Genomic DNA, 23,529 nt, shown 5'->3' with positions numbered 1-23,529 from the left:
AGGGTGCGCTTTGCCTTGACTGAGGGATGCGAGATCTTTAGACTCTCGTACCCCTAAATCTGGCGGGGCTTTTGCCCTGCCATTTGTTTTTCAAGTAGGGCAACAAGCGTCGAAAGACCTCAGTGGAGCTTAAAGATGGCAACGATCAACCAGCTGGTACGCCAGCCGCGCAAGCGCATCGTCGAGAAATCCGACGTGCCTGCGCTGCAGAACTGCCCGCAGCGCCGTGGCGTGTGCACCCGTGTGTACACCACCACGCCGAAAAAACCTAACTCGGCACTTCGTAAGGTTTGCCGTGTACGCTTGACCAACGGTTTCGAGGTTTCCTCGTATATCGGTGGTGAAGGCCACAACCTGCAAGAGCACAGCGTTGTTCTGATCCGTGGCGGTCGTGTAAAAGACTTGCCAGGTGTGCGTTACCACACCGTTCGCGGTTCTCTGGATACCTCGGGTGTCAAGGGCCGTAACCAGGGTCGTTCCAAGTACGGTACCAAGCGTCCTAAGTAAGGGTCGCTTGCCGTACTTTGCAGTCAACATTTTTATTGAGTCGATAAGAGTAAGGTCGGGCATCGTCCCGGGCTAACCTGAAGACCGTTTGAGGGCTTATCAATGCCAAGACGTCGTGTAGCAGCCAAGCGTGAGATTCTGGACGATCCGAAATACGGTTCCCAGATCCTCGCCAAATTCATGAACCACGTGATGGAAAGCGGCAAGAAAGCCGTAGCCGAGCGCATCGTTTATGGTGCACTGGAAACAGTCAAGGCTCGCAAGAACAGCGATCCCCTGGAGATCTTCGAGAAAGCTCTCGACGCCATCGCTCCGCTGGTCGAAGTGAAGTCCCGCCGTGTAGGCGGTGCAACCTACCAGGTGCCGGTCGAAGTTCGTCCATCCCGTCGTAACGCTCTGGCAATGCGCTGGCTCGTAGACTACGCCCGCAAGCGCGGCGAGAAGTCCATGGCGCTGCGCTTGGCTGGCGAACTGCTGGATGCTGCTGAAGGCAAAGGCGCTGCGGTCAAGAAGCGTGAAGACGTGCACCGTATGGCTGAAGCCAACAAAGCCTTCTCGCACTACCGCTTCTAATATCAGCGTCACTCACTTTGCGAGGGCTTTATGGCTCGTACAACTCCGATTAAGCGCTACCGTAACATCGGTATCGTTGCTCACGTGGATGCGGGTAAAACCACCACCACCGAGCGCGTGCTGTTTTACACCGGCGTAAACCACAAAATGGGCGAGGTGCATGATGGCGCCGCGACCATGGACTGGATGGTGCAGGAGCAGGAGCGGGGTATTACCATTACTTCCGCTGCTACTACCGCATTCTGGGCTGGCTCCAACAAGCAGTTCGAAAAGCACCGCTTCAACATCATCGATACCCCCGGCCACGTGGACTTCACCATTGAAGTAGAACGTTCGCTGCGCGTACTCGACGGTGCAGTAGTAGTGTTCTGTGGTACTTCTGGCGTAGAGCCTCAGTCCGAAACCGTATGGCGTCAGGCCAACAAGTACGGTGTTCCACGTCTGGTGTACGTGAACAAGATGGACCGCGCTGGTGCCAACTTCCTGCGCGTTGTCGAGCAGATCAAGAAGCGCCTGGGCCACACCCCGGTGCCGATCCAGCTGGCCATTGGTGCAGAAGACAACTTCCAGGGTCAGATCGACCTGATGAGCATGGAAGCGGTCTACTGGAACGATGACGACAAAGGCATGGCTTCTCGCCGTGAGCCTATTCCTGCCGAGCTGCAGGACCTGGCTGACGAGTGGCGCGCCAACATGGTTGAAGCCGCTGCAGAAGCAAGCGACGAGCTGATGAACAAGTACCTCGAAGGTGAAGAACTCACCGTTGAGGAAATCAAAGCGGGCCTGCGTCAGCGCACTATCGCTGGTGAAATCGTTCTGGCTGTCTGTGGCTCCTCGTTCAAGAACAAGGGCGTTCCCCTGGTTCTGGACGCCGTTATCGACTACCTGCCTGCACCTGTCGACATTCCCGCCATCAAGGGTTCCAACCCGGATGACGAGACTGACGAGATGGAGCGTCATGCAGACGACAACGAGCCCTTCTCGGCACTGGCGTTCAAGATCGCAACCGACCCATTCGTGGGTACACTGACCTTCGCACGCGTTTACTCTGGCGTGTTGAGCTCCGGTGACGGCGTGATCAACTCGGTGAAAGGCAAGAAAGAGCGTGTGGGCCGTATGGTTCAGATGCATGCCAACACCCGTGAAGAGATCAAGGAAGTACGCGCTGGCGACATCGCGGCCCTGATCGGCATGAAGGACGTCACCACCGGTGATACCCTCTGCTCCGCTGAAAAGCCAATCATCCTTGTGCGTATGGACTTCCCGGAGCCGGTAATTTCGGTAGCCGTAGAGCCCAAGACCAAGGACGACCAGGAAAAGATGGGTATCGCACTGGGCAAGCTGGCTCAGGAAGACCCGTCGTTCCGCGTCAAGACCGACGAAGAAACCGGCCAGACCATCATCTCCGGTATGGGTGAGCTGCACCTGGACATCCTCGTAGACCGTATGCGTCGCGAGTTCAATGTCGAGGCCAACATCGGCAAGCCGCAAGTGTCCTATCGTGAGCAGATCACTCGGGACAACGTCGAGATTGAAGGCAAGTTCGTTCGTCAGTCCGGTGGTCGCGGTCAGTTCGGTCATTGCTGGGTTCGTTTCTCGAAGCCAGATACTGACGAGAACGGCAACATCACCGAAGGCCTGGTGTTCACCAACGAAGTGGTAGGTGGTGTGATTCCTAAGGAATACATCCCGGCCATTCAGAAGGGCATCGAAGAACAGATGAAAAACGGCGTTGTTGCCGGTTATCCTCTGATCGGTCTGAAGGCAACGGTATTCGACGGTTCGTACCACGACGTCGACTCCAACGAAATGGCGTTCAAAGTGGCCGCCTCGATGGCTACCAAGCAACTGGCCCAGAAGGGCGGTGGTGAGGTGCTCGAGCCGATCATGAAGGTCGAAGTAGTGACCCCTGAGGACTACATGGGCGACGTGATGGGTGACTTGAACCGTCGTCGTGGCTTGATCCAGGGTATGGAAGACACCGTCTCCGGCAAGGTTATCCGTGCCGAAGTGCCACTGGGCGAAATGTTCGGTTATGCAACCGACGTGCGTTCCATGTCCCAGGGCCGTGCCAGCTACTCCATGGAATTCTCCAAATACGCGCCAGCACCTTCGAACATTGTCGAAGCACTGGTTAAAAAACAAGGCTAACTCCCTTTAGGCAAGAGGTTCACTGTCGTGGCTAAAGAAAAATTCCAACGTAACAAACCGCACGTCAACGTCGGCACCATTGGTCACGTTGACCATGGCAAGACCACTCTGACGGCTGCTCTGACTCGCGTCTGCTCCGAAGTATTCGGTTCGGCCAAGGTCGACTTCGACAAGATCGATAGCGCCCCGGAAGAGAAAGCGCGCGGTATCACCATCAACACCGCACACGTCGAGTACGACTCGTCTGTTCGCCACTACGCTCACGTTGACTGCCCAGGTCACGCTGACTACGTGAAGAACATGATCACCGGTGCTGCCCAGATGGACGGCGCGATCCTGGTCTGCTCGGCCGCTGATGGCCCGATGCCTCAGACTCGCGAACACATCCTGCTGTCCCGTCAGGTAGGTGTTCCCTACATCGTCGTGTTCCTGAACAAGGCCGACATGGTAGATGACGCCGAGCTGCTGGAACTGGTTGAAATGGAAGTGCGTGACCTGCTCAGCACCTACGATTTCCCAGGCGACGACACCCCGATCATCATCGGTTCGGCGTTGATGGCCCTGAACGGCCAGGACGACAACGAGATGGGCACCACCGCTGTGAAGAAGCTGGTCGAAACCCTCGACAGCTACATCCCAGAGCCAGTGCGTGTGATCGACAAGCCGTTCCTGATGCCGATCGAAGACGTGTTCTCGATCTCCGGTCGCGGTACTGTTGTAACCGGTCGTATCGAGCGCGGTATCGTAAAAGTCCAGGATCCTCTGGAAATCGTTGGTCTGCGTGACACCACCGTGACCACCTGCACCGGCGTTGAAATGTTCCGCAAGCTGCTGGACGAAGGTCGTGCTGGCGAGAACTGCGGCGTGCTGCTGCGCGGCACCAAGCGTGACGACGTTGAGCGTGGCCAGGTACTGGTCAAGCCAGGTTCGGTCAAGCCGCACACCACGTTCGAAGCCGAAGTGTACGTACTGAGCAAGGAAGAAGGCGGTCGTCACACGCCGTTCTTCAAAGGCTACCGTCCACAGTTCTACTTCCGGACCACTGACGTGACCGGTAACTGCGAACTGCCGGAAGGCGTTGAAATGGTTATGCCAGGCGACAACGTGAAACTCGTTGTTACCCTGATCAAAACCATCGCAATGGAAGACGGTCTGCGTTTCGCAATCCGTGAAGGTGGTCGTACCGTTGGTGCTGGCGTTGTAGCCAAAATCATCGCGTAAGTCACTTGCTCTAAAAAGAACCCCCGCCTAGCGGGGGTTTTTTTATTGGGTTGACACCTGTTGGGGCCGTCTATAGAATCACGCCTCCTTTTAACGGGCGTAGTCCGTCTGTGGGGAATGAGCCTGGAGTCTGAAATCCAATGCAAAATCAGCAAATTCGTATCAGGTTGAAGGCTTTTGACCATCGCCTGATCGACCAATCCACCCAGGAAATCGTGGAAACCGCGAAACGTACTGGTGCACAAGTGCGTGGTCCGATTCCACTGCCTACTCGTAAGGAGCGGTTCACCGTTCTGGTTTCTCCGCACGTCAACAAAGACGCGCGCGACCAGTACGAAATCCGCACTCATAAGCGTGTTCTGGACATCGTCCAGCCAACGGACAAAACCGTTGATGCGCTGATGAAGCTCGACCTCGCGGCAGGCGTGGAAGTACAGATCAGCCTCGGCTAAGACCCGTGTCTTGGTCGTGTAACGCTCTGAAATGGGCGGCCATAGCGGGTGAAAGCCCCGTACACTCATGAGGTTACAACATGACTATTGGTGTAGTCGGTCGTAAGTGCGGTATGACCCGCATCTTCACCGAAGATGGTGTCTCTATTCCGGTTACGGTCATTGAGATCGAGCCGAATCGCGTCACTCAGTTCAAAACCGAAGAATCCGATGGCTACCGTGCAGTGCAAGTCACTGTGGGCGAGCGTCGTGCTTCGCGCGTCACCGCAGCTCAGGCTGGCCACTTCGCCAAGGCGAACGTAGCTGCCGGCCGTGGCGTCTGGGAATTCCGCCTTGAAGAAGGCGACTACCAGGCAGGCGACCTGATCAATTCGGAACTGTTCGCAGCAGGCCAACTGGTAGACGTTACCGGTCAGTCCAAGGGTAAAGGCTTTGCCGGTACCATCAAGCGCTGGAACTTCCGTGGTCAGGACAACACCCACGGTAACTCCGTATCTCACCGCGTTCCGGGCTCCATCGGCCAGTGCCAGACTCCTGGTCGTGTCTTCAAGGGCAAGAAAATGTCCGGTCACATGGGCGCTGAGCGCGTGACCGTACAGTCCCTGGAAGTAGTCCGCGTTGACGTCGAACGTAACCTGCTGCTCGTCAAGGGTGCCGTTCCCGGCGCTACTGGCGGCGACGTGGTTGTGCGTTCGGCTGTTAAAGCTCGCGGTTAAGGGGAAGCTGACATGCAATTAAATGTAAATGACGCGCAAGCGATCGAAGTGTCCGAACTGACCTTTGGCGGCGACTTCAACGAGACCCTGGTACACCAGGCCGTTGTTGCCTACATGGCTGGCGGTCGTCAGGGCAGCAAGCAGCAGAAAACCCGTTCGGACGTGTCCGGCGGCGGCAAGCGCCCATGGCGCCAGAAGGGCACAGGCCGTGCTCGTGCCGGTACCATCCGTAGCCCACTGTGGCGCGGCGGTGGTACTACGTTCGCTGCTCGCCCTCAGGATCATTCGCAGAAGCTCAACAAGAAGATGTATCGCGCAGCTCTGCGCTCCATCCTCGCTGAGCTGGTACGCACTGATCGTCTGGTTGTGGTTCAGGACTTCGCTGTCGAAGCGCCGAAAACCAAGGAACTGCTGGGCAAGCTCAATGACATGGGCCTGACCGACGTGCTGATCGTTTCCGAAGCCGTTGATCAGAACCTGTACCTGGCTGCTCGCAACCTGCCGCACGTAGATGTACGTGACGTTCAGGGTTCCGATCCGGTCAGTCTGATCGCCTACGACAAGGTGTTGATCACCGTGTCGGCCGTGAAGAAATTCGAGGAGCTGCTGGGATGAACCAGGAACGCGTATTTAAAGTTCTGCTTGGCCCGCACGTATCCGAGAAGGCCACCGGCCTGGCTGAGAAGAAAGGCCAGTTCGTCTTCAAGGTCGCGACCGACGCTACCAAGCTGGAAATCAAGAAGGCCGTCGAAACGTTGTTCGACGTTAAAGTGGAGCGCGTCACTACCCTGAACGTTTTGGGTAAGACCAAGCGTACCGCTCGGGGTCTGGGCAAGCGTAATGACTGGAAGAAGGCTGTTGTTGCTCTTCAACCAGGCCAAGATCTCGATTTCAGCAGCAGTGCTGAGTAAGGAAGGGGTGCATCATGGCAATCGTTAAATGCAAACCGACTTCCCCTGGCCGCCGTTTCGTGGTCAAGGTGGTCAACCAGGAGCTGCATAAAGGCGCTCCTTACGCTCCGCTGCTCGAGAAGAAGTCGAAGTCTGGCGGTCGTAACAACAATGGCCGTATCACCACCCGTCACGTTGGCGGTGGTCATAAGCAGCACTACCGTATGGTCGACTTCCGTCGCAACGACAAGGACGGTATTCCGGCCATCGTTGAGCGTATCGAATACGATCCAAACCGTACTGCTCACCTGGCGCTGATTCGTTACGCCGATGGCGAGCGTCGCTACATCATCGCGCCTAAGGGCGTGAGCGCTGGCGACCAACTGATCGCAGGTTCCTTGGCTCCAATCAAGCCGGGCAACAGCCTTCAGCTGCGTAACATTCCGGTAGGTAGCACCATTCACGGTATCGAGCTCAAGCCAGGCAAGGGTGCACAAATTGCACGCTCCGCTGGTGCTTCCGCTCAGCTGGTTGCTCGCGAAGGCGTCTACGTGACCCTGCGTCTGCGCTCCGGTGAAATGCGTAAAGTGCTCTCTGAGTGCCGCGCTACCCTGGGTGAAGTATCCAACTCCGAGCATAGCCTGCGTTCGCTGGGTAAAGCCGGTGCCAAACGCTGGCGTGGCGTTCGGCCGACTGTTCGTGGTGTTGCCATGAACCCGGTTGACCACCCGCATGGTGGTGGTGAAGGTCGTACCTCCGGTGGCCGTCATCCGGTATCGCCATGGGGCTTCCCAACCAAGGGTGCAAAAACCCGTGGTAATAAGCGTACCGACAACATGATCGTCCGTCGTCGCAAGTAATCTGAGGATACGACAGTGCCACGTTCTCTGAAAAAAGGTCCTTTTATCGATCTTCACCTGTTGAAGAAGGTCGAAGTGGCGGCGGAAAAGAACGATCGCAAGCCAGTTAAAACCTGGTCGCGCCGTTCGATGATCCTGCCGCAAATGGTAGGTCTCACCATCGCCGTGCATAACGGTCGTCAACACGTCCCCGTTCTTGTGAACGAAGACATGGTCGGCCATAAACTGGGCGAGTTCGCCGGTACCCGCACTTATCGCGGGCACGTGGCTGACAAGAAAGCCAAGCGTTAAGGGGTTAGGAAATGGAAGTAGCCGCTAAGTTGTCGGGCGCTCGCATCTCCGCCCAGAAAGCCCGCTTGGTCGCCGACCAGATTCGCGGGAAGAAGGTGGGCGAAGCGCTCAACCTGTTGGCCTTCAGCAGCAAGAAGGCCGCTGAAGTCATGAAGAAAGTCCTCGAGTCGGCCGTTGCCAACGCCGAACACAACGAAGGCGCAGACGTCGATGACCTGAAAGTCTCGACTGTTTTCGTCAACGAAGGGCGTTCGCTTAAGCGCATCATGCCGCGTGCCAAAGGCCGCGCTGATCGCATCGTCAAGCGGTCTTGCCATATCACTGTCAAGGTTGCGGACAAGTAACGGAGTCGATCAGATGGGTCAGAAAGTACATCCCGTTGGCATTCGCCTGGGAATCGTCAAGGAGCACACCTCCGTCTGGTACGCAGACGGTCGGACCTACGCAGACTATCTGCTGGCGGATCTGAAAACGCGTGAGTTCCTGCAAGACAAACTAAAAAGCGCGTCCGTGAGCCGTATCGATATTCATCGCCCGGCTCAGACTGCACGCATCACCATCCACACCGCTCGTCCCGGCATCGTGATCGGCAAGAAAGGTGAAGATGTTGAGAAGCTGCGTCAGGACCTGACCAAGCAAATGGGTGTGCCTGTGCACATCAATATCGAAGAGATCCGCAAGCCGGAGCTCGACGGTATGTTGGTTGCACAAAGCGTAGCTCAGCAGCTGGAGCGCCGCGTTATGTTCCGTCGCGCCATGAAGCGCGCAGTACAGAACGCCATGCGTATTGGTGCCAAGGGCATCAAGATCCAGGTAAGTGGTCGTCTGGGCGGTGCTGAAATCGCACGTACTGAATGGTATCGCGAAGGTCGTGTGCCCCTGCACACCCTGCGTGCCGATATCGACTATGCCACCTACGAAGCTCACACCACCTACGGTGTGATTGGTGTCAAGGTTTGGATCTTCAAAGGCGAAGTAATTGGTGGTCGCCAGGAAGAACTGAAACCTCAAGCACCAGCGCCTCGTAAAAAAGCTGCCAAGTAAGGGGTACGCCAAATGTTGCAACCAAAGCGTACAAAATTCCGCAAGCAGATGACCGGCCACAACCGTGGTCTGGCACTGCGCGGTAGCAAGGTCAGCTTCGGCGAATTCGCCTTGAAAGCTGTTGCTCGTGGTCGCCTCACCGCCCGCCAGATCGAGTCGGCACGTCGTGCTCTGACCCGTCACGTAAAACGTGGCGGCAAGATCTGGATTCGCGTGTTCCCTGACAAGCCGGTCACCAAGAAGCCTCTCGAAGTGCGGATGGGTAAAGGTAAGGGTAGCGTTGAGTACTGGGTAGCCCAGATTCAGCCAGGCAAAGTCCTGTATGAAATCGAAGGTGTTTCCGAAGAGCTGGCGCGTGAGGCATTTGCCTTGGCAGCTGCAAAGCTGCCCCTCGCCACCTCCTTTGTTAAGCGGACGGTGATGTGATGCAAGCGAAAGAACTTCGTGAGAAATCAGCACAGCAGCTGAACGAGCAACTGCTCGGCTTGCTGCGTGACCAGTTCAATCTGCGTATGCAGAAGGCAACTGGCCAGTTGGGGCAGTCTCACCTGCTCTCGCAAGTGAAGCGCGACATCGCTCGCGTGAAAACTGTGCTCAACCAGCAGGCAGGTAAGTAATCATGGCTGAAGCCGAAAAAACCGTCCGTACGCTGACCGGCCGTGTCGTCAGCGACAAGATGGACAAAACCATCACCGTATTGATCGAGCGTCGCGTAAAGCACCCGATCTACGGCAAGTACGTCAAGCGTTCGACTAAGCTGCACGCTCACGACGAAAACAACCAGTGCCACGTTGGTGACAAGGTCACCATCAGTGAAACCCGTCCGGTCGCCAAGACCAAGAACTGGGCCCTGGTTGAAATCGTTGAACGCGCTGTTGAAGTCTAAGGGCTAGGGGTCGGAGATATTTTATGATTCAGACTCAATCCATGCTCGATGTGGCCGATAACAGCGGCGCTCGTCGCGTAATGTGCATCAAGGTACTCGGCGGTTCGCACCGCCGTTACGCCGGCATTGGTGACATCATCAAAGTTACCGTCAAGGAAGCGATTCCTCGCGGTAAGGTCAAGAAAGGCCAGGTGATGACCGCTGTTGTCGTACGTACCCGTCACGGTGTGCGCCGGGCTGATGGTTCCATCATCCGCTTCGACGGCAACGCTGCTGTTCTTCTGAACAACAAGCAAGAGCCGATCGGCACCCGTATCTTTGGGCCAGTGACCCGTGAACTTCGCTCTGAGAAGTTCATGAAGATCGTCTCGCTCGCCCCAGAAGTGCTGTAAGGAGATCCGACATGCAAAAGATTCGTCGTGACGACGAGATCATCGTGATCGCCGGCAAAGACAAGGGCAAGCGCGGTAAGGTGCTGAAGGTTCTCGCTGACGACCGTCTGGTCGTTGGTGGTCTGAACCTGGTCAAGCGCCATACCAAGCCGAATCCGATGGCTGGCAATCAAGGCGGTATCGTCGAGAAAGAAGCGCCTCTGCACGCTTCCAACGTTGCCATCTTCAACGGTGAAACCAACAAGGCTGACCGCGTTGGCTTCAAAGTTGAAGACGGCAAGAAAATTCGTGTCTTCAAGTCGACCCAGAAAGCGGTTGATGCTTGAACACTGCTAGGTAGAAGACAATGGCACGACTAAAAGAGATTTATCGGAAGGAAATCGCTCCGAAGCTTAAGGAAGAACTTAAGCTGTCGAACGTGATGGAAGTTCCGCGCGTTACCAAGATCACCCTGAACATGGGCCTGGGCGAAGCTATCGGTGACAAAAAAGTCATCGAGCACGCTGTAGCTGATCTTGAGAAAATCACCGGCCAGAAGCCTGTCGTTACCTTCGCTCGCAAGTCGATTGCAGGCTTCAAGGTACGTGAGGGTTGGCCGATCGGCGTCAAGGTAACCCTGCGTCGCGATCGTATGTACGAATTCCTGGATCGTCTGCTGTCGATCTCCCTGCCTCGGGTTCGCGACTTCCGCGGCCTGAATGCCAAGTCCTTCGATGGTCGTGGTAACTACAGCATGGGTGTGAAAGAGCAGATCATCTTCCCGGAAATCGATTACGACAAGATCGATGCTCTTCGCGGTCTGGATATCACCCTGACCACCACCGCCCGTTCGGACGACGAAGGCCGCGCTCTGCTGCGTGCTTTCAAGTTCCCGTTCCGTAACTGATAGGAGTCGGACAATGGCTAAGAAGAGTATGAAAAACCGTGAGCTGAAGCGTCAGCAAACGGTAGCCAAGTACGCTAAAAAGCGTGCCGAGCTGAAAGCAACCATCGTTGACCTCAATGCCTCTCCAGAAGAGCGTTGGGCAGCCAGCGTAGCGCTGCAGAAGCAACCACGTGACGCTAGCGCCTCGCGCATGCGTAACCGTTGCCGTCTGACCGGTCGTCCTCACGGCGTATACCGTAAGTTCGGCCTGGCGCGTAACATGCTGCGTCAAGCTGCAATGCGTGGTGACGTACCAGGTCTGGTCAAGGCCAGCTGGTAAGTCTCAGATCACGGCGGAGCGATCCGCCGCTGGTCACGCGATCCAATCAAGCCCCTCATGGGGCTTGATTCGTTTCCACGGTATGTTTAGAATTGCCGGCTCGCCTGAGCCCGGACCTTGGTCCTGGGCAGCACACAGGCGATTTTTGCAGCCGAAAGGCTCGTTTTCTTGTATCAGGAGCGTCTAGCCCATGAGTATGCAGGACCCGTTAGCGGACATGCTAACTCGCATCCGTAATGCCCAGATGGCTGAAAAGTCCGTCGTAAGCATGCCTTCCTCCACTGTGAAGGTAGCGGTAGCCAAAGTTCTTAAAGACGAAGGTTACATCGCGGGTTATCAGGTCACCGGTGAAGCCAAGCCTTCACTGTCCATCGAGCTTAAGTACTTCGAAGGCCGTCCAGTTATCGAAGAAGTTAAGCGCGTCAGCCGTCCCGGTCTGCGTCAGTACAAATCCGTCGATGATCTGCCAAAAGTTCGTGGCGGCCTCGGCGTATCGATCGTCTCCACCAGTAAAGGTGTGATGACTGATCGTGCTGCGCGCGCTGCCGGTGTCGGTGGCGAAGTCCTTTGCACCGTGTTCTAAGGGGGGATAAGCATGTCTCGCGTCGCTAAGAACCCCGTCAGGCTGCCTGCCGGCGTAGAAGTAAAGTTCGCTGGTCAGCAACTGTCGATCAAAGGTGCCAAAGGTACCCTCGAACTGAATGTGCACGCTTCTGTTGAAGTAGTCGAAGAAGGTGGCGAACTGAAGTTCTCCGCCCGCAATGGCGACCAGCAGACCCGCGCAATGGCCGGCACCACTCGTGCTCTGGTCAACAACATGGTGCAGGGCGTAAGCCAAGGCTTCGAGCGCAAGCTCCAGCTGGTCGGCGTAGGTTACAAGGCTCAGGCCAAGGGCGAAATTCTGTCCCTGGCACTCGGTTTCTCGCACCCGGTTGATTATCAGCTGCCGCAAGGCGTTACCGCTGAAACTCCAAGCCAGACCGATATCGTGATCAAAGGTATCGATAAGCAGCTCGTTGGCCAGGTTGCCGCGGAAATCCGCGACTTCCGTCGTCCAGAGCCGTACAAAGGCAAGGGTGTCCGTTACGCGGATGAAGTCGTCCGCCGTAAAGAAGCCAAGAAGAAGTAGGGCCTAGCAAATGACCGACAAAAAAGTTACTCGTCTGCGTCGCGCTCGCAAAGCACGCCTGAAAATGCACGAGCTCGAAACCGTGCGTCTGTGCGTGTACCGCTCTTCGCAGCACATTTATGCCCAGGTCATTTCGGCCGACGGCAGCAAGGTCCTGGCAAGCGCTTCGACCTTGGACAAAGAACTGCGTGATGGCGCCACTGGCAACATCGACGCCGCCACTAAGGTTGGCCAGCTGGTCGCTGAGCGTGCGAAAGCCGCTGGCGTTTCCCAAGTGGCTTTCGACCGTTCTGGCTTCAAGTACCACGGCCGCGTCAAGGCGCTGGCTGATGCTGCTCGTGAAGGCGGGCTGGAGTTCTAAGTTATGGCAAATAACGATCAAAAGCGCGACGAAGGCTACATCGAGAAGCTGGTTCAGGTTAACCGCGTTGCCAAGACCGTAAAAGGCGGTCGTATCTTCACCTTCACCGCGTTGACCGTGGTAGGTGATGGCAAAGGCCGTGTCGGCTTCGGCCGTGGCAAATCCCGCGAAGTGCCTGCCGCTATCCAGAAAGCTATGGAAGCCGCTCGCCGCAACATGATTCAGGTAGACCTGAACGGCACCACCCTGCAGTACGCTGCCAAGTCCACCCATGGCGCGTCCAAGGTGTACATGCAGCCTGCTTCGGAAGGTACTGGCATCATCGCTGGCGGCGCAATGCGTGCTGTCCTGGAAGTTGCCGGCGTTCAGAACGTTCTGGCCAAGTGCTACGGCTCCACCAACCCGGTGAACGTTGTACACGCTACGTTCAACGGTCTGAAGGCCATGCAGTCCCCTGATTCGATTGCTGCCAAGCGCGGCAAGACCGTCGAGGAGATCCTGTAATGTCGACTGTAAAAGTTACGCTGATCAAGAGCACCGCTGGCCGCCTGCCCAACCACAAACTGTGTGTTAAGGGTCTGGGCCTGCGTCGCATCGGTCATACCGTGGAAGTCCTGGATACTCCCGAGAATCGCGGGATGATCAATAAGGCTTACTACATGCTGCGCGTCGAGGGTTAATCGATGAAACTCAATGATCTGAGTCCAGCGCCGGGTTCCCGTCGCGAGAAGCATCGTCCGGGTCGTGGTATCGGTAGCGGTTTGGGCAAGACTGGTGGCCGTGGCCACAAAGGTCAAACCTCCCGTTCCGGTGGCACCATCGCTCCTGGTTTCGAAGGCGGTCAACAGCCGCTGCACCGTCGCCTGCCGAAGTTCGGCTTTGTTTCACTGAAAGCCATGGACCGCGCCGAAGTGCGTACGTCCGAGCTGGCCAAGGTGGAAGGCGATGTCGTCACTCTGCAATCCCTCAAGGATGCCAACGTGATCAACCAGAACGTTCAGCGTGTGAAAATCATGCTGTCGGGCGACGTTGCTCGTGCGGTCACCCTGAAGGGCATCGCCGCCACCAAAGGTGCGCGTGCGGCTATCGAAGCAGCTGGCGGCAAGTTCGAGGAATAAATGGCTAAGCAAGGTGCTCTCTCAGCGCTCAGCAAAGGTGGGGGTTTGTCCGAACTCTGGGCCCGTCTGCGTTTCCTGTTTCTGGCGATTATCGTCTACAGGATTGGCGCACACATCCCGGTGCCAGGTATCAACCCAGACCGGCTGGCAGACCTGTTCCGACAGAATGAGGGGACCATTCTTAGCCTGTTCAACATGTTTTCCGGCGGCGCGCTTGAGCGCATGAGCATCTTTGCATTGGGGATCATGCCGTACATTTCGGCATCGATCATCATGCAGTTGATGACAGCGATCAGCCCGCAGCTGGAGCAGTTGAAGAAGGAAGGGGAGTCTGGCCGTCGCAAGATAAGCCAGTACACCCGCTATGGCACCGTAGCCCTGGCACTGGTCCAGGCCATTGGCATGTCCATTGGCCTGGCCAACCAGGGCGTCGCGTTTTCCGCAGGTTTCAGCTTCTACTTCGTGGCAGTTTCCACCTTCGTGGCGGGCGCTATGTTCATGATGTGGCTGGGCGAGCAGATTACCGAGCGCGGTGTCGGCAACGGTATCTCGATGTTGATTTTCTCGGGTATCGTCGCCGGTCTTCCGAGGGCAATCGGGCAGTCCTTCGAGTCTGCACGTATGGGTGATATCAACATTTTTGCCCTGATTGCCATCGGGCTTCTGGCAGTCGCGATCATCGGTTTCGTGGTGTTCATTGAGCGTGGTCAGCGCCGTATTGCGGTGCACTATGCCAAGCGTCAGCAAGGCCGCAAGGTTTTTGCTGCCCAAACGAGCCACTTGCCGTTGAAAGTGAACATGGCGGGGGTTATCCCGGCCATTTTCGCTAGCAGCATTCTGCTGTTCCCGGCTTCGCTGGGCGCCTGGTTCGGTCAGTCCGAAGGTATGGGCTGGCTGCAGGACGTCTCGCAGTCGATCGCGCCTGGTCAGCCGTTGAACATCTTGCTGTTTACCGCAGGGATCATTTTCTTCTGCTTCTTCTACACAGCGTTGATGTTCAACCCTAAAGACGTAGCGGAAAACCTGAAGAAGTCCGGTGCCTTTATTCCTGGCATCCGTCCCGGTGAGCAATCTGCACGCTATATTGATGGTGTGTTGACCCGCTTGACGATGTTCGGAGCTTTATACATGACGGCCGTCTGCCTGCTTCCCCAGTTCCTGGTGGTTGCAGCAAACGTACCGTTCTACCTTGGCGGGACCTCGTTGCTGATTGTGGTAGTGGTTGTGATGGACTTTATGGCCCAAGTGCAATCTCACCTCGTTTCGCACCAGTACGAATCCCTGATGAAGAAAGCCAACCTGAAGGGCTATGGCGGCAGCAACATGCTGCGCTGAAGCGCCCATAAGGTTCGAGGAGTTGGTGATGAAAGTTCGTGCATCGGTGAAAAAGCTGTGCCGCAACTGCAAGATTATTCGCCGCGAAGGTGTTGTTCGCGTGATCTGCAGCGCGGAACCACGTCACAAGCAGCGCCAAGGCTGATTGTGAATGTGCTATAAGCCCGGCAGCTAGTGTGCTGCCGGGTTGATTAATTGTTTCTACAGCGATATCATCTCGCGCCCTATTTCTTGGCTTCCGGGGCGCAGGTAGCTGTCAATTGGAGTCCCACTGAATGGCCCGTATTGCAGGCGTCAACATTCCAGATAACAAGCATACTGTTATCTCGCTGACCTACATCTATGGTGTCGGTCGCACCACCGCGCAAAAAATCTGCGCGGATGCCGGTGTAAACCCGGCCGCAAAGATCAAGGATCTGAGCGACGAGCAAATCGAACTGCTGCGTGGCGAAGTTGCGAAGTTCACCACTGAAGGTGACCTGCGTCGTGACATCAACATGAAGATCAAGCGCTTGATGGACCTGGGCTGCTACCGTGGCCTGCGTCATCGCCGCGGTCTGCCGGTTCGCGGTCAGCGTACCAAGACCAACGCCCGTACCCGTAAGGGTCCGCGCAAGCCGATCCGCAAGTAATCGCGCCAGCGAATCGACAGGAATTTACTCATGGCAAAACCTGCTGCTCGTCCTCGTAAAAAAGTAAAAAAGACAGTGGTTGATGGCATCGCCCACATCCATGCGTCTTTCAACAACACCATCGTGACCATTACCGACCGTCAAGGTAACGCCCTGTCATGGGCTACCTCCGGTGGTTCGGGTTTCCGCGGTTCACGCAAGTCCACCCCGTTCGCGGCTCAGGTAGCTGCAGAGCGTGCTGGTCAAGCTGCGCTGGAATATGGCCTGAAAAACCTCGACGTAAACGTCAAAGGTCCAGGTCCAGGTCGTGAGTCCGCTGTCCGTGCTTTGAACGGCTGTGGCTACAAGATCGCCAGCATCACCGACGTGACGCCAATCCCGCATAACGGGTGCCGTCCGCCGAAGAAGCGCCGCGTGTAATTCAGGAGACGATAGATAATGGCTCGTTACATTGGTCCAAAATGCAAGCTGGCTCGTCGTGAAGGCACTGACCTGTTCCTGAAAAGCGGCGTCCGCGCTCTGGAATCGAAGTGCAACATCGAAGCAGCCCCAGGTATCCACGGCCAGCGCCGTGGCCGTCAGTCCGACTACGGCACCCAGCTGCGTGAGAAACAAAAAGTTCGTCGTATCTACGGCGTGCTGGAGCGTCAGTTCAGCGGCTACTACAAGCAAGCCGCTAGCCAGAAGGGCGCCACCGGCGAAAACCTCCTTCAGCTGCTCGAGTGCCGTCTGGACAACGTTGTTTACCGTATGGGTTACGGCGCCACGCGTGCTGAATCCCGTCAGCTGGTATCGCACAAGTCGATCACCGTTAACGGTAAAGTAGTAAACGTTCCGTCCTTCCAGGTTCGCGCAGGCGACGTGGTTGCAGTTCGTGAAAAGGCAAAGAACCAGCTGCGCATCGCTCAAGCCCTTGAGTTGTGTGCCCAGCGTGGCCGCGTTGAGTGGGTTGAAGTAGACGTTGAGAAGAAGTCTGGCACTTTCAAAAGTGTTCCGGCTCGCAGCGACCTCTCCGCCGACATCAACGAAAACCTGATCGTCGAGCTCTACTCCAAGTAAGGGCTAGAAAGTAGGTGCATCCATGCAGATTTCGGTAAATGAGTTTCTGACGCCCCGCCACATTGATGTGCAGGTCGTCAGCCCAACCCGCGCCAAGATTACGCTCGAGCCTCTCGAGCGTGGTTTCGGCCACACCCTGGGCAACGCGCTGCGTCGCATCCTGTTGTCCTCCATGCCTGGCTGTGCAGTTGTAGAAGCCGAGATCGACGGTGTACTCCATGAGTACAGCGCCATTGAAGGTGTTCAGGAAGACGTCATTGAAATCCTGCTCAACCTCAAGGGTCTGGCCATCAAGCTGCACGGTCGTGACGAAGTTACGCTGACCTTGTCCAAGAAGGGTTCGGGGGTGGTCACCGCTGCCGATATTCAGCTGGATCATGATGTCGAGATCGTGAATCCCGAGCACGTGATCGCGAACCTGGCGTCTAACGGCGCCTTGAACATGAAGCTCGTTGTAGCTCGTGGTCGTGGTTACGAGCCGGCTGACTCGCGTCAGAGCGACGATGACGAAAGCCGCAGCATTGGTCGCTTGCAGCTGGATGCTTCGTTCAGCCCAGTACGCCGTATCGCCTACGTGGTGGAAAACGCCCGTGTAGAGCAGCGCACTAACCTGGACAAGCTGGTCATCGACCTGGAAACCAACGGTACCCTGGACCCGGAAGAAGCTATCCGCCGTGCCGCGACCATTCTGCAACAGCAGCTGGCCGCGTTCGTGGATCTGAAGGGTGACAGCGAGCCAGTCGTCATCGAGCAGGAAGACGAGATCGATCCGATCCTTCTCCGCCCGGTTGATGATCTGGAGTTGACTGTACGTTCGGCTAACTGCCTTAAGGCGGAAAACATTTACTACATCGGTGACCTGATCCAGCGCACCGAAGTAGAACTGTTGAAGACTCCGAACCTGGGCAAGAAGTCCCTGACCGAAATCAAGGACGTCTTGGCCTCCCGCGGTCTGTCCCTCGGCATGCGCCTCGATAACTGGCCGCCGGCAAGTCTTAAGAAGGACGACAAGGCTACGGCCTGATCGTCGTAATCACCGAACGTAGAGTTTCGGTAAGGAATGAACCATGCGTCATCGTAAAAGTGGTCGTCATCTGAGCCGCACCAGCGCGCACCGCAAGGCCATGTTCCAAAACATGGCGGTGTCGCTGTTCGAACACGAACTGATCAAAACCACCCTTCCAAAAGCCAAGGAACTGCGCCGCGTTGCCGAGCCGCTGATCACCCTGGCTAAGGAAGACAGCGTTGCCAACCGTCGTCTGGCTTTCGACCGTACCCGTTCGAAGTCTGCCGTAGGCAAGCTGTTCAATGACCTGGGCAAGCGCTACGCTGCTCGTCCAGGTGGCTACCTGCGTATCCTCAAGTGCGGCTTCCGCGCTGGTGATAATGCGCCGATGGCTTATGTTGAGCTGGTTGACCGTCCGGTCGGCGGCGTAGTTGAAGCTGCCGAATAAGGCGCGCTTCTGCTAACACAGGAAACCGAGCTTAGGCTCGGTTTTTTGTTGCCTGCGAAATAGGGCCCTAGCAGGTGAGCCGTGGCGTATCGCCTTATCACCTAGGGAGTGCATTTCTTTAAAAGCCCACATGCGGTATTGCATTAAACAGAGAGGAAGTGGGAACGAAAACACGAAACGCCCTCATTTAATGGTTTTTAGCGCCTTAATAGCTGGTTTTTCGCGAGATTCGCGATTTTTTTGCACTGAGTGATCGACCCATTCATACCGATGGTTCACACTACGCATCTTTCAAGCGCAATGAGATTCAGGCCATGCAAGGTCATCCAGACGTTATCGACTACCTTAATACCCTGTTGACCGGCGAACTTGCTGCGCGCGATCAGTACTTCATCCATTCACGTATGTACGAGGATTGGGGTTTTGCCAAGCTCTACGAGCGTATCAACCACGAAATGGAAGAAGAAGCAGGCCATGCTGACGCATTGATGCGCCGCATTTTGATGCTGGAAGGCACGCCGCGCATGCGCCCTGACGACTTGGACGTCGGTACAACGGTACCTGAAATGTTGGAGAGCGACTTGCGCTTGGAATACAAAGTGCGGGCTGCACTCTGCAAAGGTATCGCGCTGTGTGAACAGCATAGAGACTATGTGAGCCGCGATATCCTCAAGCTGCAGCTATCGGATACCGAAGAAGACCATACCTACTGGTTGGAGAAGCAGCTTGGGCTGATCAAGCGCATCGGTCTGCAGAATTACCTGCAATCTCAGATCGGCGCCTGATCCCAACGGAGCAGGCACCGTTTCCCAATCGGGTTACGCTTTGTCCCGCTCCAGCAATGGCTTAAGGTATTTGCCGGTATAGGATTGGCTCATTTTGGTCACCTGTTCCGGCGTGCCGCAGGCAATGATCTGCCCCCCTCGTGAGCCACCTTCTGGCCCAAGGTCCACCAGCCAGTCCGCTGTTTTTATCACATCCAAGTTGTGTTCGATCACAACCACCGTGTTGCCGTGGTCACGCAACCGGTGCAGCACGTCCAACAACTGCTGGATATCGGCAAAGTGCAGGCCGGTAGTAGGCTCGTCCAGGATGTACAGGGTTTTGCCTGTGTCACGCTTGGACAGCTCGCGTGATAGCTTCACCCGCTGAGCCTCACCGCCAGACAGTGTAGTGGCCGACTGGCCTAGCTTGATGTATGACAGGCCCACGTCCATTAGGGTTTGCAGCTTGCGCGCCAGGGCTGGTACGGCATCGAAGAAAGTACGCGCTTCTTCAATGGTCATTTGCAGCACTTCGTCGATGCTCTTGCCCTTGTAACGGATCTCCAAGGTCTCGCGGTTGTAGCGTTTGCTTTTGCACACGTCACAGGGCACGTAGATGTCAGGCAGGAAGTGCATCTCCACCTTGATCAAGCCATCGCCCTGGCACGCTTCGCAGCGGCCACCTTTCACGTTGAATGAGAACCGCCCCGGCCCATAGCCCCGAGCCCTGGCTTCAGGTACACCGGAGAACAGCTCACGGATTGGCGTAAATAGCCCGGTATAGGTCGCCGGGTTTGAACGGGGCGTGCGGCCGATGGGGCTTTGATCAATATCCACCACCTTGTCCAAATGCTGCAACCCGTCGATGCTGTCGTGGGCGGCTGCTTCCAACGTGGTCGCCCCATTCAGGGCTGTCGCACTCAGTGGGAACAGGGTGTTATTGATCAGCGTGGATTTGCCCGAGCCCGATACACCTGTTACGCAGGTCAGCAGGCCAATAGGGATCTCAAGGTCCACATTGCGCAAGTTGTTGCCGCGTGCGCCCTTGATGCTGAGCGAGCGTTTTTTGTCACGCGGCGTGCGCTTGGCGGGGTAGACGATCTTTTTGCGACCAGACAGGTAAGCACCGGTGAGCGAGTCAGGGTGCGCCATTACCTCGGCGGGTGTCCCCTCAGCCACGATAGCGCCACCGTGTACCCCGGCCCCTGGGCCGATGTCCACAACGTAGTCTGCCAGGCGGATGGCGTCTTCATCGTGCTCTACCACGATCACCGTATTGCCGATGTCTCGCAAGTGGTTAAGCGTGGCCAACAAGCGGTCGTTATCCCGTTGGTGCAAGCCAATGGACGGTTCGTCGAGGATATACATCACCCCAACAAGGCCCGCCCCGATCTGGCTGGCTAAACGAATACGCTGCGCCTCACCACCGGACAGCGTATCAGCGCTGCGGTCCAGGGTGAGATAGTCCAGGCCTACGTTCACGAGGAACTGCAAGCGCTCACGGATCTCCTTGAGAATCTTGTCGGCGATCTCACCCTTTCGGCCTGTGAGCTGCAAGCTCCCGAAATAGTCCCAGGCTTCGCCAATAGGCAAACCTGTAACGGCAGGCAGGGTTTTTTCACCGACCCATACGTGCCGGGATTCCCGGCGCAGGCGCGTACCACGGCACTCGGGGCAGGGCTGTGTACTCAGGTACTTGGCCAAGTCCTCACGTACGCTGGCAGACTCGGTTTCGCGATAGCGCCGCTCCAGGTTCGGCACAATACCCTCGAAGGGGTGCGAGCGTTTCACGATGTCGCCGCGGTCGTTCAGGTAGCGGAAGTCCACGTTTTCGCGGCCGCTGCCGTACAGCAGCAACTTCTGCTTCTCAGCCGACAGTTCACCAAAGGGTTTTTCCAGGCTGAACTTGTAGTGAGATGCCAGGGAGCCCAGCATCTGGAAGTAGTACACATTACGCCGGTCCCAACCGCGTATAGCGCCTTCCCCCAAGGTAAGGTCGCTATTCACCAGCCGCTTGGCGTCGAAGAACTGCTTCACACCCAGGCCGTCGCAGGTAGGGCAGGCGCCAGCAGGGTTGTTGAAGGAAAACAGTTTGGGTTCCAGCTCGCTGATGGCATGGCCACAGATGGGGCAGGCGAAGCGTGCAGAGAAAATGATCTCTTCACCTGTGTCGCCTTCATCCATGGGGGCAACCAGTGCAATGCCATCCGCCAGTTTCAGCGCTGTTTCGAATGATTCGGCCAGCCGCTGCTGCAGGTCGCTTCGAACCTTGAAACGGTCCACCACCACGTCGATGGTGTGCTTCTTCTGCTTGTCCAGCTTCGGGGCTTCGTCCAGCTCATGCAGCTTGCCGTTGATACGCGCACGAACAAAGCCTTGGGCGCGCAACTCTTCCAGCACACCCAAATGCTCGCCCTTGCGCTCGCGGATCACAGGCGCCAACAGCATCAGGCGGCGGCCCTCAGGCTCTGCGAGTACCAGGTCAACCATCTGCGACACCGTCTGGGCTTCCAGTGGGATGTCGTGGTCGGGGCAGCGCGGGGTACCCACGCGGGCATACAGCAGGCGCAGGTAGTCGTAGATCTCGGTAATCGTCCCCACAGTAGAGCGTGGGTTGTGGGACGTGGACTTCTGCTCGATGGAAATGGCAGGAGAAAGCCCTTCTATCGTGTCGACATCTGGCTTTTCCATCATCGACAGGAACTGCCGGGCATAGGCCGACAGCGACTCCACATAGCGGCGCTGGCCCTCGGCGTACAAGGTATCGAATGCCAGGGAAGACTTGCCAGAGCCCGAGAGGCCAGTGATCACGATCAGTTTGTCGCGGGGGAGTGTCAGGTCAATGTTTTTCAGGTTGTGGGTACGCGCCCCACGAATCAGGATCTTGTCCAAGGCGGCCTCGCTCGGCGGGCATAAACACGAAAGTATACGGGGACAGGTAGGCAAACTTCACGTCATGGCCTCCCTGCAGCCCAGAGGGCTGATCTGCTGGCGTATGCCATGAAGATCCGTTCATGTGGCATAGCGTCACTCGATGTGCCGTTACTCGATGGGACTGGTAGAATCCCGACCGGTTCACACGAGGTAATTCCATGCAAGATCTCCACAGCGAACGCATGAGTAGCGGCGAAACACGCGCTGCTGCCGGCCTGGCGCTGGTATTCGCCTTTCGCATGCTGGGCATGTTCATGGTGCTGCCGGTGCTGGCTACCTATGGGATGGGCCTGCAAGGCGCCACGCTGCCGCTCATAGGGCTGGCTATCGGTGCCTATGGGCTGACCCAAGCCGTGCTGCAAATTCCGTTTGGCATGATTTCCGACCGAATAGGCCGCCTGCCGGTGATCTATGTAGGGTTGGTGATCTTTGCCATTGGCAGTGGCGTAGCTGCCCAGGCAGACACCATCTGGGGTGTGATCCTTGGCCGCGTGCTTCAAGGGGCCGGTGCCATTTCGGCAGCGGTGATGGCCTTGCTGTCAGACCTGACCCGTGAGCAGCACCGTACCAAGGCCATGGCCATGATCGGCATGAGCATTGGCCTGTCCTTTGCGGTGGCCATGGTAGTGGGCCCACTGCTTACGCGTGCCTTCGGCCTTCAGGGGCTGTTCGCCGCCACGGGTATCCTGGCACTGCTGGGCATGGTGATCATTGCCTTTGTGGTACCACGATCTACACGCGCTCTGCGGCATCGGGAATCCGGTGTAGCGAAGCAGGCATTGGGCCCTACGCTGCGTCACCCAGACTTGCTGCGGCTGGATGCAGGCATTTTCATTCTGCACGCCATTCTCATGTCCAGCTTCGTGGCCTTGCCATTGGCCTACGTGGACCGCGCCGGCCTGCCCAAGGAGCAGCACTGGTGGGTGTACCTCACGGCCTTGCTGATCTCATTCTTTGCAATGATTCCATTCATTATTTACGGCGAGAAGAAGCGCAAAATGAAGCGTGTTCTTCTCGGGGCAATCATTGTGCTGGCGCTTACCGAACTGTACTTCTGGGCTTTCGCCCAGGGCCTTACGGCGCTGGTGGTGGGCACGGTGGTGTTCTTCACCGCCTTCAACCTGCTGGAAGCTTCGCTGCCCTCATTGGTCAGCAAAGTGTCGCCTGCTGGCGGAAAGGGCACGGCCATGGGCGTGTACTCCACCAGCCAGTTCCTGGGCGCCGCATTGGGGGGGATTCTCGGCGGGTGGATGTACCAGCACGGGGGCTTGGGCGGAGTATTCCTGGGCTGTGCCGCATTACTGGCGATCTGGGCGGTCATTGCTGGTACTATGCGTGAACCACCCTACGTTACCAGCCTGAGGCTGCCGCTATCGCCAGCGTCGCTGAACGAAGCCGGGCTGGGCGAGCGGCTGATGGTCGTCCCCGGGGTGACAGACGCCGTTGTGGTAGCTGAAGAAGCTGCCATCTACATCAAACTCGATACCAAAATTTTGGATCGCGCAACGCTGGAAGCACTGGTCAACCAGCGCCCAGGCACGCGCGACGCCTAGGA

Annotated in this window: 35 protein-coding genes; 34 read left to right on the top strand and 1 reads right to left on the bottom strand. The window is 56.9% G+C overall.

Translation table 11 applies throughout. The annotated features are described in order from the left end of the window. The first annotated feature begins 135 nt into the window (after positions 1-135). The 33 genes from rpsL (at position 136) to bfr (ending at position 19,061) form a co-directional block, all read left to right on the top strand. On the top strand, positions 136-507 hold the full coding sequence (gene rpsL, locus HBH25_RS17405; protein ID WP_003186084.1) for a 30S ribosomal protein S12: 372 nt from the start codon (positions 136-138) through the stop codon (positions 505-507). Positions 508-609: 102 nt separating this feature from the next. Then, entirely contained in the window at positions 610-1,080 is a 471-nt protein-coding gene (gene rpsG, locus HBH25_RS17400; protein WP_040261491.1) for a 30S ribosomal protein S7, read from the top strand. A gap of 30 nt (positions 1,081-1,110) precedes the next feature. Next, positions 1,111-3,231 (top strand): elongation factor G, encoded by a 2,121-nt coding sequence (gene fusA, locus HBH25_RS17395; RefSeq protein ID WP_168085201.1) that lies wholly within the window; start codon positions 1,111-1,113, stop codon positions 3,229-3,231. A gap of 27 nt (positions 3,232-3,258) precedes the next feature. Beyond that, on the top strand, positions 3,259-4,452 hold the full coding sequence (gene tuf, locus HBH25_RS17390; RefSeq protein WP_168085200.1) for an elongation factor Tu: 1,194 nt from the start codon (positions 3,259-3,261) through the stop codon (positions 4,450-4,452). Positions 4,453-4,592: 140 nt separating this feature from the next. Continuing rightward, complete coding sequence (gene rpsJ / locus HBH25_RS17385) at positions 4,593-4,904, top strand: 30S ribosomal protein S10 (RefSeq protein ID WP_003186070.1); 312 nt, start codon at positions 4,593-4,595, stop codon at positions 4,902-4,904. A gap of 80 nt (positions 4,905-4,984) precedes the next feature. Next, entirely contained in the window at positions 4,985-5,620 is a 636-nt protein-coding gene (gene rplC, locus HBH25_RS17380; RefSeq protein ID WP_168085199.1) for a 50S ribosomal protein L3, read from the top strand. Positions 5,621-5,632: 12 nt separating this feature from the next. After that, positions 5,633-6,235 (top strand): 50S ribosomal protein L4, encoded by a 603-nt coding sequence (rplD, locus tag HBH25_RS17375; protein ID WP_168085198.1) that lies wholly within the window; start codon positions 5,633-5,635, stop codon positions 6,233-6,235. Next, positions 6,232-6,531 carry a 50S ribosomal protein L23 gene (rplW, locus tag HBH25_RS17370; RefSeq protein WP_168085197.1) on the top strand — a complete coding sequence of 100 codons (300 nt, stop codon included), beginning with the start codon at positions 6,232-6,234 and terminating at the stop codon, positions 6,529-6,531. The genes rplD and rplW overlap by 4 nt, the downstream gene beginning before the upstream one ends. Positions 6,532-6,545: 14 nt before the next feature. Further along, entirely contained in the window at positions 6,546-7,370 is an 825-nt protein-coding gene (gene rplB / locus HBH25_RS17365) for a 50S ribosomal protein L2 (RefSeq protein ID WP_168085196.1), read from the top strand. A gap of 15 nt (positions 7,371-7,385) precedes the next feature. Next, on the top strand, positions 7,386-7,661 hold the full coding sequence (gene rpsS / locus HBH25_RS17360) for a 30S ribosomal protein S19 (protein WP_013789761.1): 276 nt from the start codon (positions 7,386-7,388) through the stop codon (positions 7,659-7,661). A gap of 11 nt (positions 7,662-7,672) precedes the next feature. Continuing rightward, positions 7,673-8,005 carry a 50S ribosomal protein L22 gene (gene rplV / locus HBH25_RS17355; protein WP_168085195.1) on the top strand — a complete coding sequence of 111 codons (333 nt, stop codon included), beginning with the start codon at positions 7,673-7,675 and terminating at the stop codon, positions 8,003-8,005. Positions 8,006-8,018: 13 nt separating this feature from the next. Then, complete coding sequence (gene rpsC, locus HBH25_RS17350) at positions 8,019-8,705, top strand: 30S ribosomal protein S3 (protein ID WP_168085194.1); 687 nt, start codon at positions 8,019-8,021, stop codon at positions 8,703-8,705. Positions 8,706-8,717: 12 nt separating this feature from the next. Next, complete coding sequence (gene rplP, locus HBH25_RS17345; protein ID WP_009397508.1) at positions 8,718-9,131, top strand: 50S ribosomal protein L16; 414 nt, start codon at positions 8,718-8,720, stop codon at positions 9,129-9,131. Then, entirely contained in the window at positions 9,131-9,322 is a 192-nt protein-coding gene (gene rpmC / locus HBH25_RS17340; protein WP_040261502.1) for a 50S ribosomal protein L29, read from the top strand. Before rplP ends, rpmC begins: the two co-directional genes overlap by 1 nt. 2 nt (positions 9,323-9,324) lie before the next feature. Then, the gene (gene rpsQ / locus HBH25_RS17335; RefSeq protein WP_168085193.1) at positions 9,325-9,591 is read left to right on the top strand and encodes a 30S ribosomal protein S17; all 267 of its coding nucleotides are present in this window, start codon (positions 9,325-9,327) and stop codon (positions 9,589-9,591) included. A gap of 23 nt (positions 9,592-9,614) precedes the next feature. Continuing rightward, the gene (rplN, locus tag HBH25_RS17330) at positions 9,615-9,983 is read left to right on the top strand and encodes a 50S ribosomal protein L14 (RefSeq protein WP_003243907.1); all 369 of its coding nucleotides are present in this window, start codon (positions 9,615-9,617) and stop codon (positions 9,981-9,983) included. 11 nt (positions 9,984-9,994) lie between these two features. Then, complete coding sequence (gene rplX / locus HBH25_RS17325) at positions 9,995-10,309, top strand: 50S ribosomal protein L24 (RefSeq protein ID WP_168085192.1); 315 nt, start codon at positions 9,995-9,997, stop codon at positions 10,307-10,309. Between the two features lie 20 nt (positions 10,310-10,329). Continuing rightward, positions 10,330-10,869 (top strand): 50S ribosomal protein L5, encoded by a 540-nt coding sequence (gene rplE / locus HBH25_RS17320; protein WP_168085191.1) that lies wholly within the window; start codon positions 10,330-10,332, stop codon positions 10,867-10,869. A 13-nt stretch (positions 10,870-10,882) separates the two neighbouring features. Then, positions 10,883-11,188, top strand: a complete 306-nt coding sequence (rpsN, locus tag HBH25_RS17315) for a 30S ribosomal protein S14 (RefSeq protein ID WP_168085190.1) — start codon at positions 10,883-10,885, stop codon at positions 11,186-11,188. A 190-nt stretch (positions 11,189-11,378) separates the two neighbouring features. Continuing rightward, complete coding sequence (gene rpsH, locus HBH25_RS17310; protein WP_168085189.1) at positions 11,379-11,771, top strand: 30S ribosomal protein S8; 393 nt, start codon at positions 11,379-11,381, stop codon at positions 11,769-11,771. A 12-nt stretch (positions 11,772-11,783) separates the two neighbouring features. Continuing rightward, positions 11,784-12,317, top strand: coding sequence for a 50S ribosomal protein L6 (gene rplF, locus HBH25_RS17305; protein ID WP_168085188.1), 534 nt, complete (start codon positions 11,784-11,786; stop codon positions 12,315-12,317). 10 nt (positions 12,318-12,327) lie between these two features. Next, a complete protein-coding gene (gene rplR / locus HBH25_RS17300) occupies positions 12,328-12,678 on the top strand; it encodes a 50S ribosomal protein L18 (RefSeq protein ID WP_168085187.1) in 351 nt (116 codons plus the stop codon). A gap of 3 nt (positions 12,679-12,681) precedes the next feature. Further along, the gene (rpsE, locus tag HBH25_RS17295; protein WP_168085186.1) at positions 12,682-13,182 is read left to right on the top strand and encodes a 30S ribosomal protein S5; all 501 of its coding nucleotides are present in this window, start codon (positions 12,682-12,684) and stop codon (positions 13,180-13,182) included. Next, complete coding sequence (gene rpmD / locus HBH25_RS17290) at positions 13,182-13,358, top strand: 50S ribosomal protein L30 (protein WP_168085185.1); 177 nt, start codon at positions 13,182-13,184, stop codon at positions 13,356-13,358. The genes rpsE and rpmD overlap by 1 nt, the downstream gene beginning before the upstream one ends. A 3-nt stretch (positions 13,359-13,361) precedes the next feature. Then, positions 13,362-13,796, top strand: coding sequence for a 50S ribosomal protein L15 (rplO, locus tag HBH25_RS17285; protein ID WP_168085184.1), 435 nt, complete (start codon positions 13,362-13,364; stop codon positions 13,794-13,796). Beyond that, a complete protein-coding gene (gene secY / locus HBH25_RS17280) occupies positions 13,797-15,131 on the top strand; it encodes a preprotein translocase subunit SecY (RefSeq protein WP_168085183.1) in 1,335 nt (444 codons plus the stop codon). A 28-nt stretch (positions 15,132-15,159) separates the two neighbouring features. Then, entirely contained in the window at positions 15,160-15,276 is a 117-nt protein-coding gene (gene rpmJ / locus HBH25_RS17275; RefSeq protein WP_002555468.1) for a 50S ribosomal protein L36, read from the top strand. A gap of 130 nt (positions 15,277-15,406) precedes the next feature. Next, positions 15,407-15,763: a 30S ribosomal protein S13 gene (gene rpsM, locus HBH25_RS17270; RefSeq protein ID WP_168085182.1), complete on the top strand. Its 357-nt coding sequence runs from the start codon at positions 15,407-15,409 to the stop codon at positions 15,761-15,763. 30 nt (positions 15,764-15,793) lie between these two features. Next, positions 15,794-16,183 carry a 30S ribosomal protein S11 gene (gene rpsK / locus HBH25_RS17265; protein ID WP_002555466.1) on the top strand — a complete coding sequence of 130 codons (390 nt, stop codon included), beginning with the start codon at positions 15,794-15,796 and terminating at the stop codon, positions 16,181-16,183. 18 nt (positions 16,184-16,201) lie between these two features. Continuing rightward, positions 16,202-16,822 carry a 30S ribosomal protein S4 gene (gene rpsD / locus HBH25_RS17260; protein WP_168085181.1) on the top strand — a complete coding sequence of 207 codons (621 nt, stop codon included), beginning with the start codon at positions 16,202-16,204 and terminating at the stop codon, positions 16,820-16,822. Positions 16,823-16,844: 22 nt separating this feature from the next. Further along, on the top strand, positions 16,845-17,846 hold the full coding sequence (locus HBH25_RS17255) for a DNA-directed RNA polymerase subunit alpha (protein WP_040261517.1): 1,002 nt from the start codon (positions 16,845-16,847) through the stop codon (positions 17,844-17,846). 43 nt (positions 17,847-17,889) lie between these two features. Beyond that, positions 17,890-18,276 (top strand): 50S ribosomal protein L17, encoded by a 387-nt coding sequence (rplQ, locus tag HBH25_RS17250; protein ID WP_168085180.1) that lies wholly within the window; start codon positions 17,890-17,892, stop codon positions 18,274-18,276. A gap of 314 nt (positions 18,277-18,590) precedes the next feature. Continuing rightward, entirely contained in the window at positions 18,591-19,061 is a 471-nt protein-coding gene (bfr, locus tag HBH25_RS17245) for a bacterioferritin (RefSeq protein ID WP_168085179.1), read from the top strand. 33 nt (positions 19,062-19,094) lie between these two features. Here bfr and uvrA read toward each other — a convergent pair whose 3' ends face one another. Next, complete coding sequence (gene uvrA, locus HBH25_RS17240) at positions 19,095-21,932, bottom strand: excinuclease ABC subunit UvrA (RefSeq protein ID WP_168085178.1); 2,838 nt, start codon at positions 21,930-21,932, stop codon at positions 19,095-19,097. A 200-nt stretch (positions 21,933-22,132) separates the two neighbouring features. Between uvrA and HBH25_RS17235 the strand changes: the two genes are divergently transcribed. Continuing rightward, entirely contained in the window at positions 22,133-23,527 is a 1,395-nt protein-coding gene (locus tag HBH25_RS17235) for an MFS transporter (RefSeq protein WP_168085177.1), read from the top strand. The last annotated feature ends 2 nt before the right edge of the window (positions 23,528-23,529 follow it).

Origin of the sequence: Pseudomonas quercus (assembly GCF_012033695.1) — a bacterium.
Lineage (GTDB): Bacteria > Pseudomonadota > Gammaproteobacteria > Pseudomonadales > Pseudomonadaceae > Aquipseudomonas > Aquipseudomonas quercus.
The sequence above is the reverse complement of the archived record's forward strand: the minus strand, read 5'-3'. Positions and strand labels throughout refer to the sequence as shown.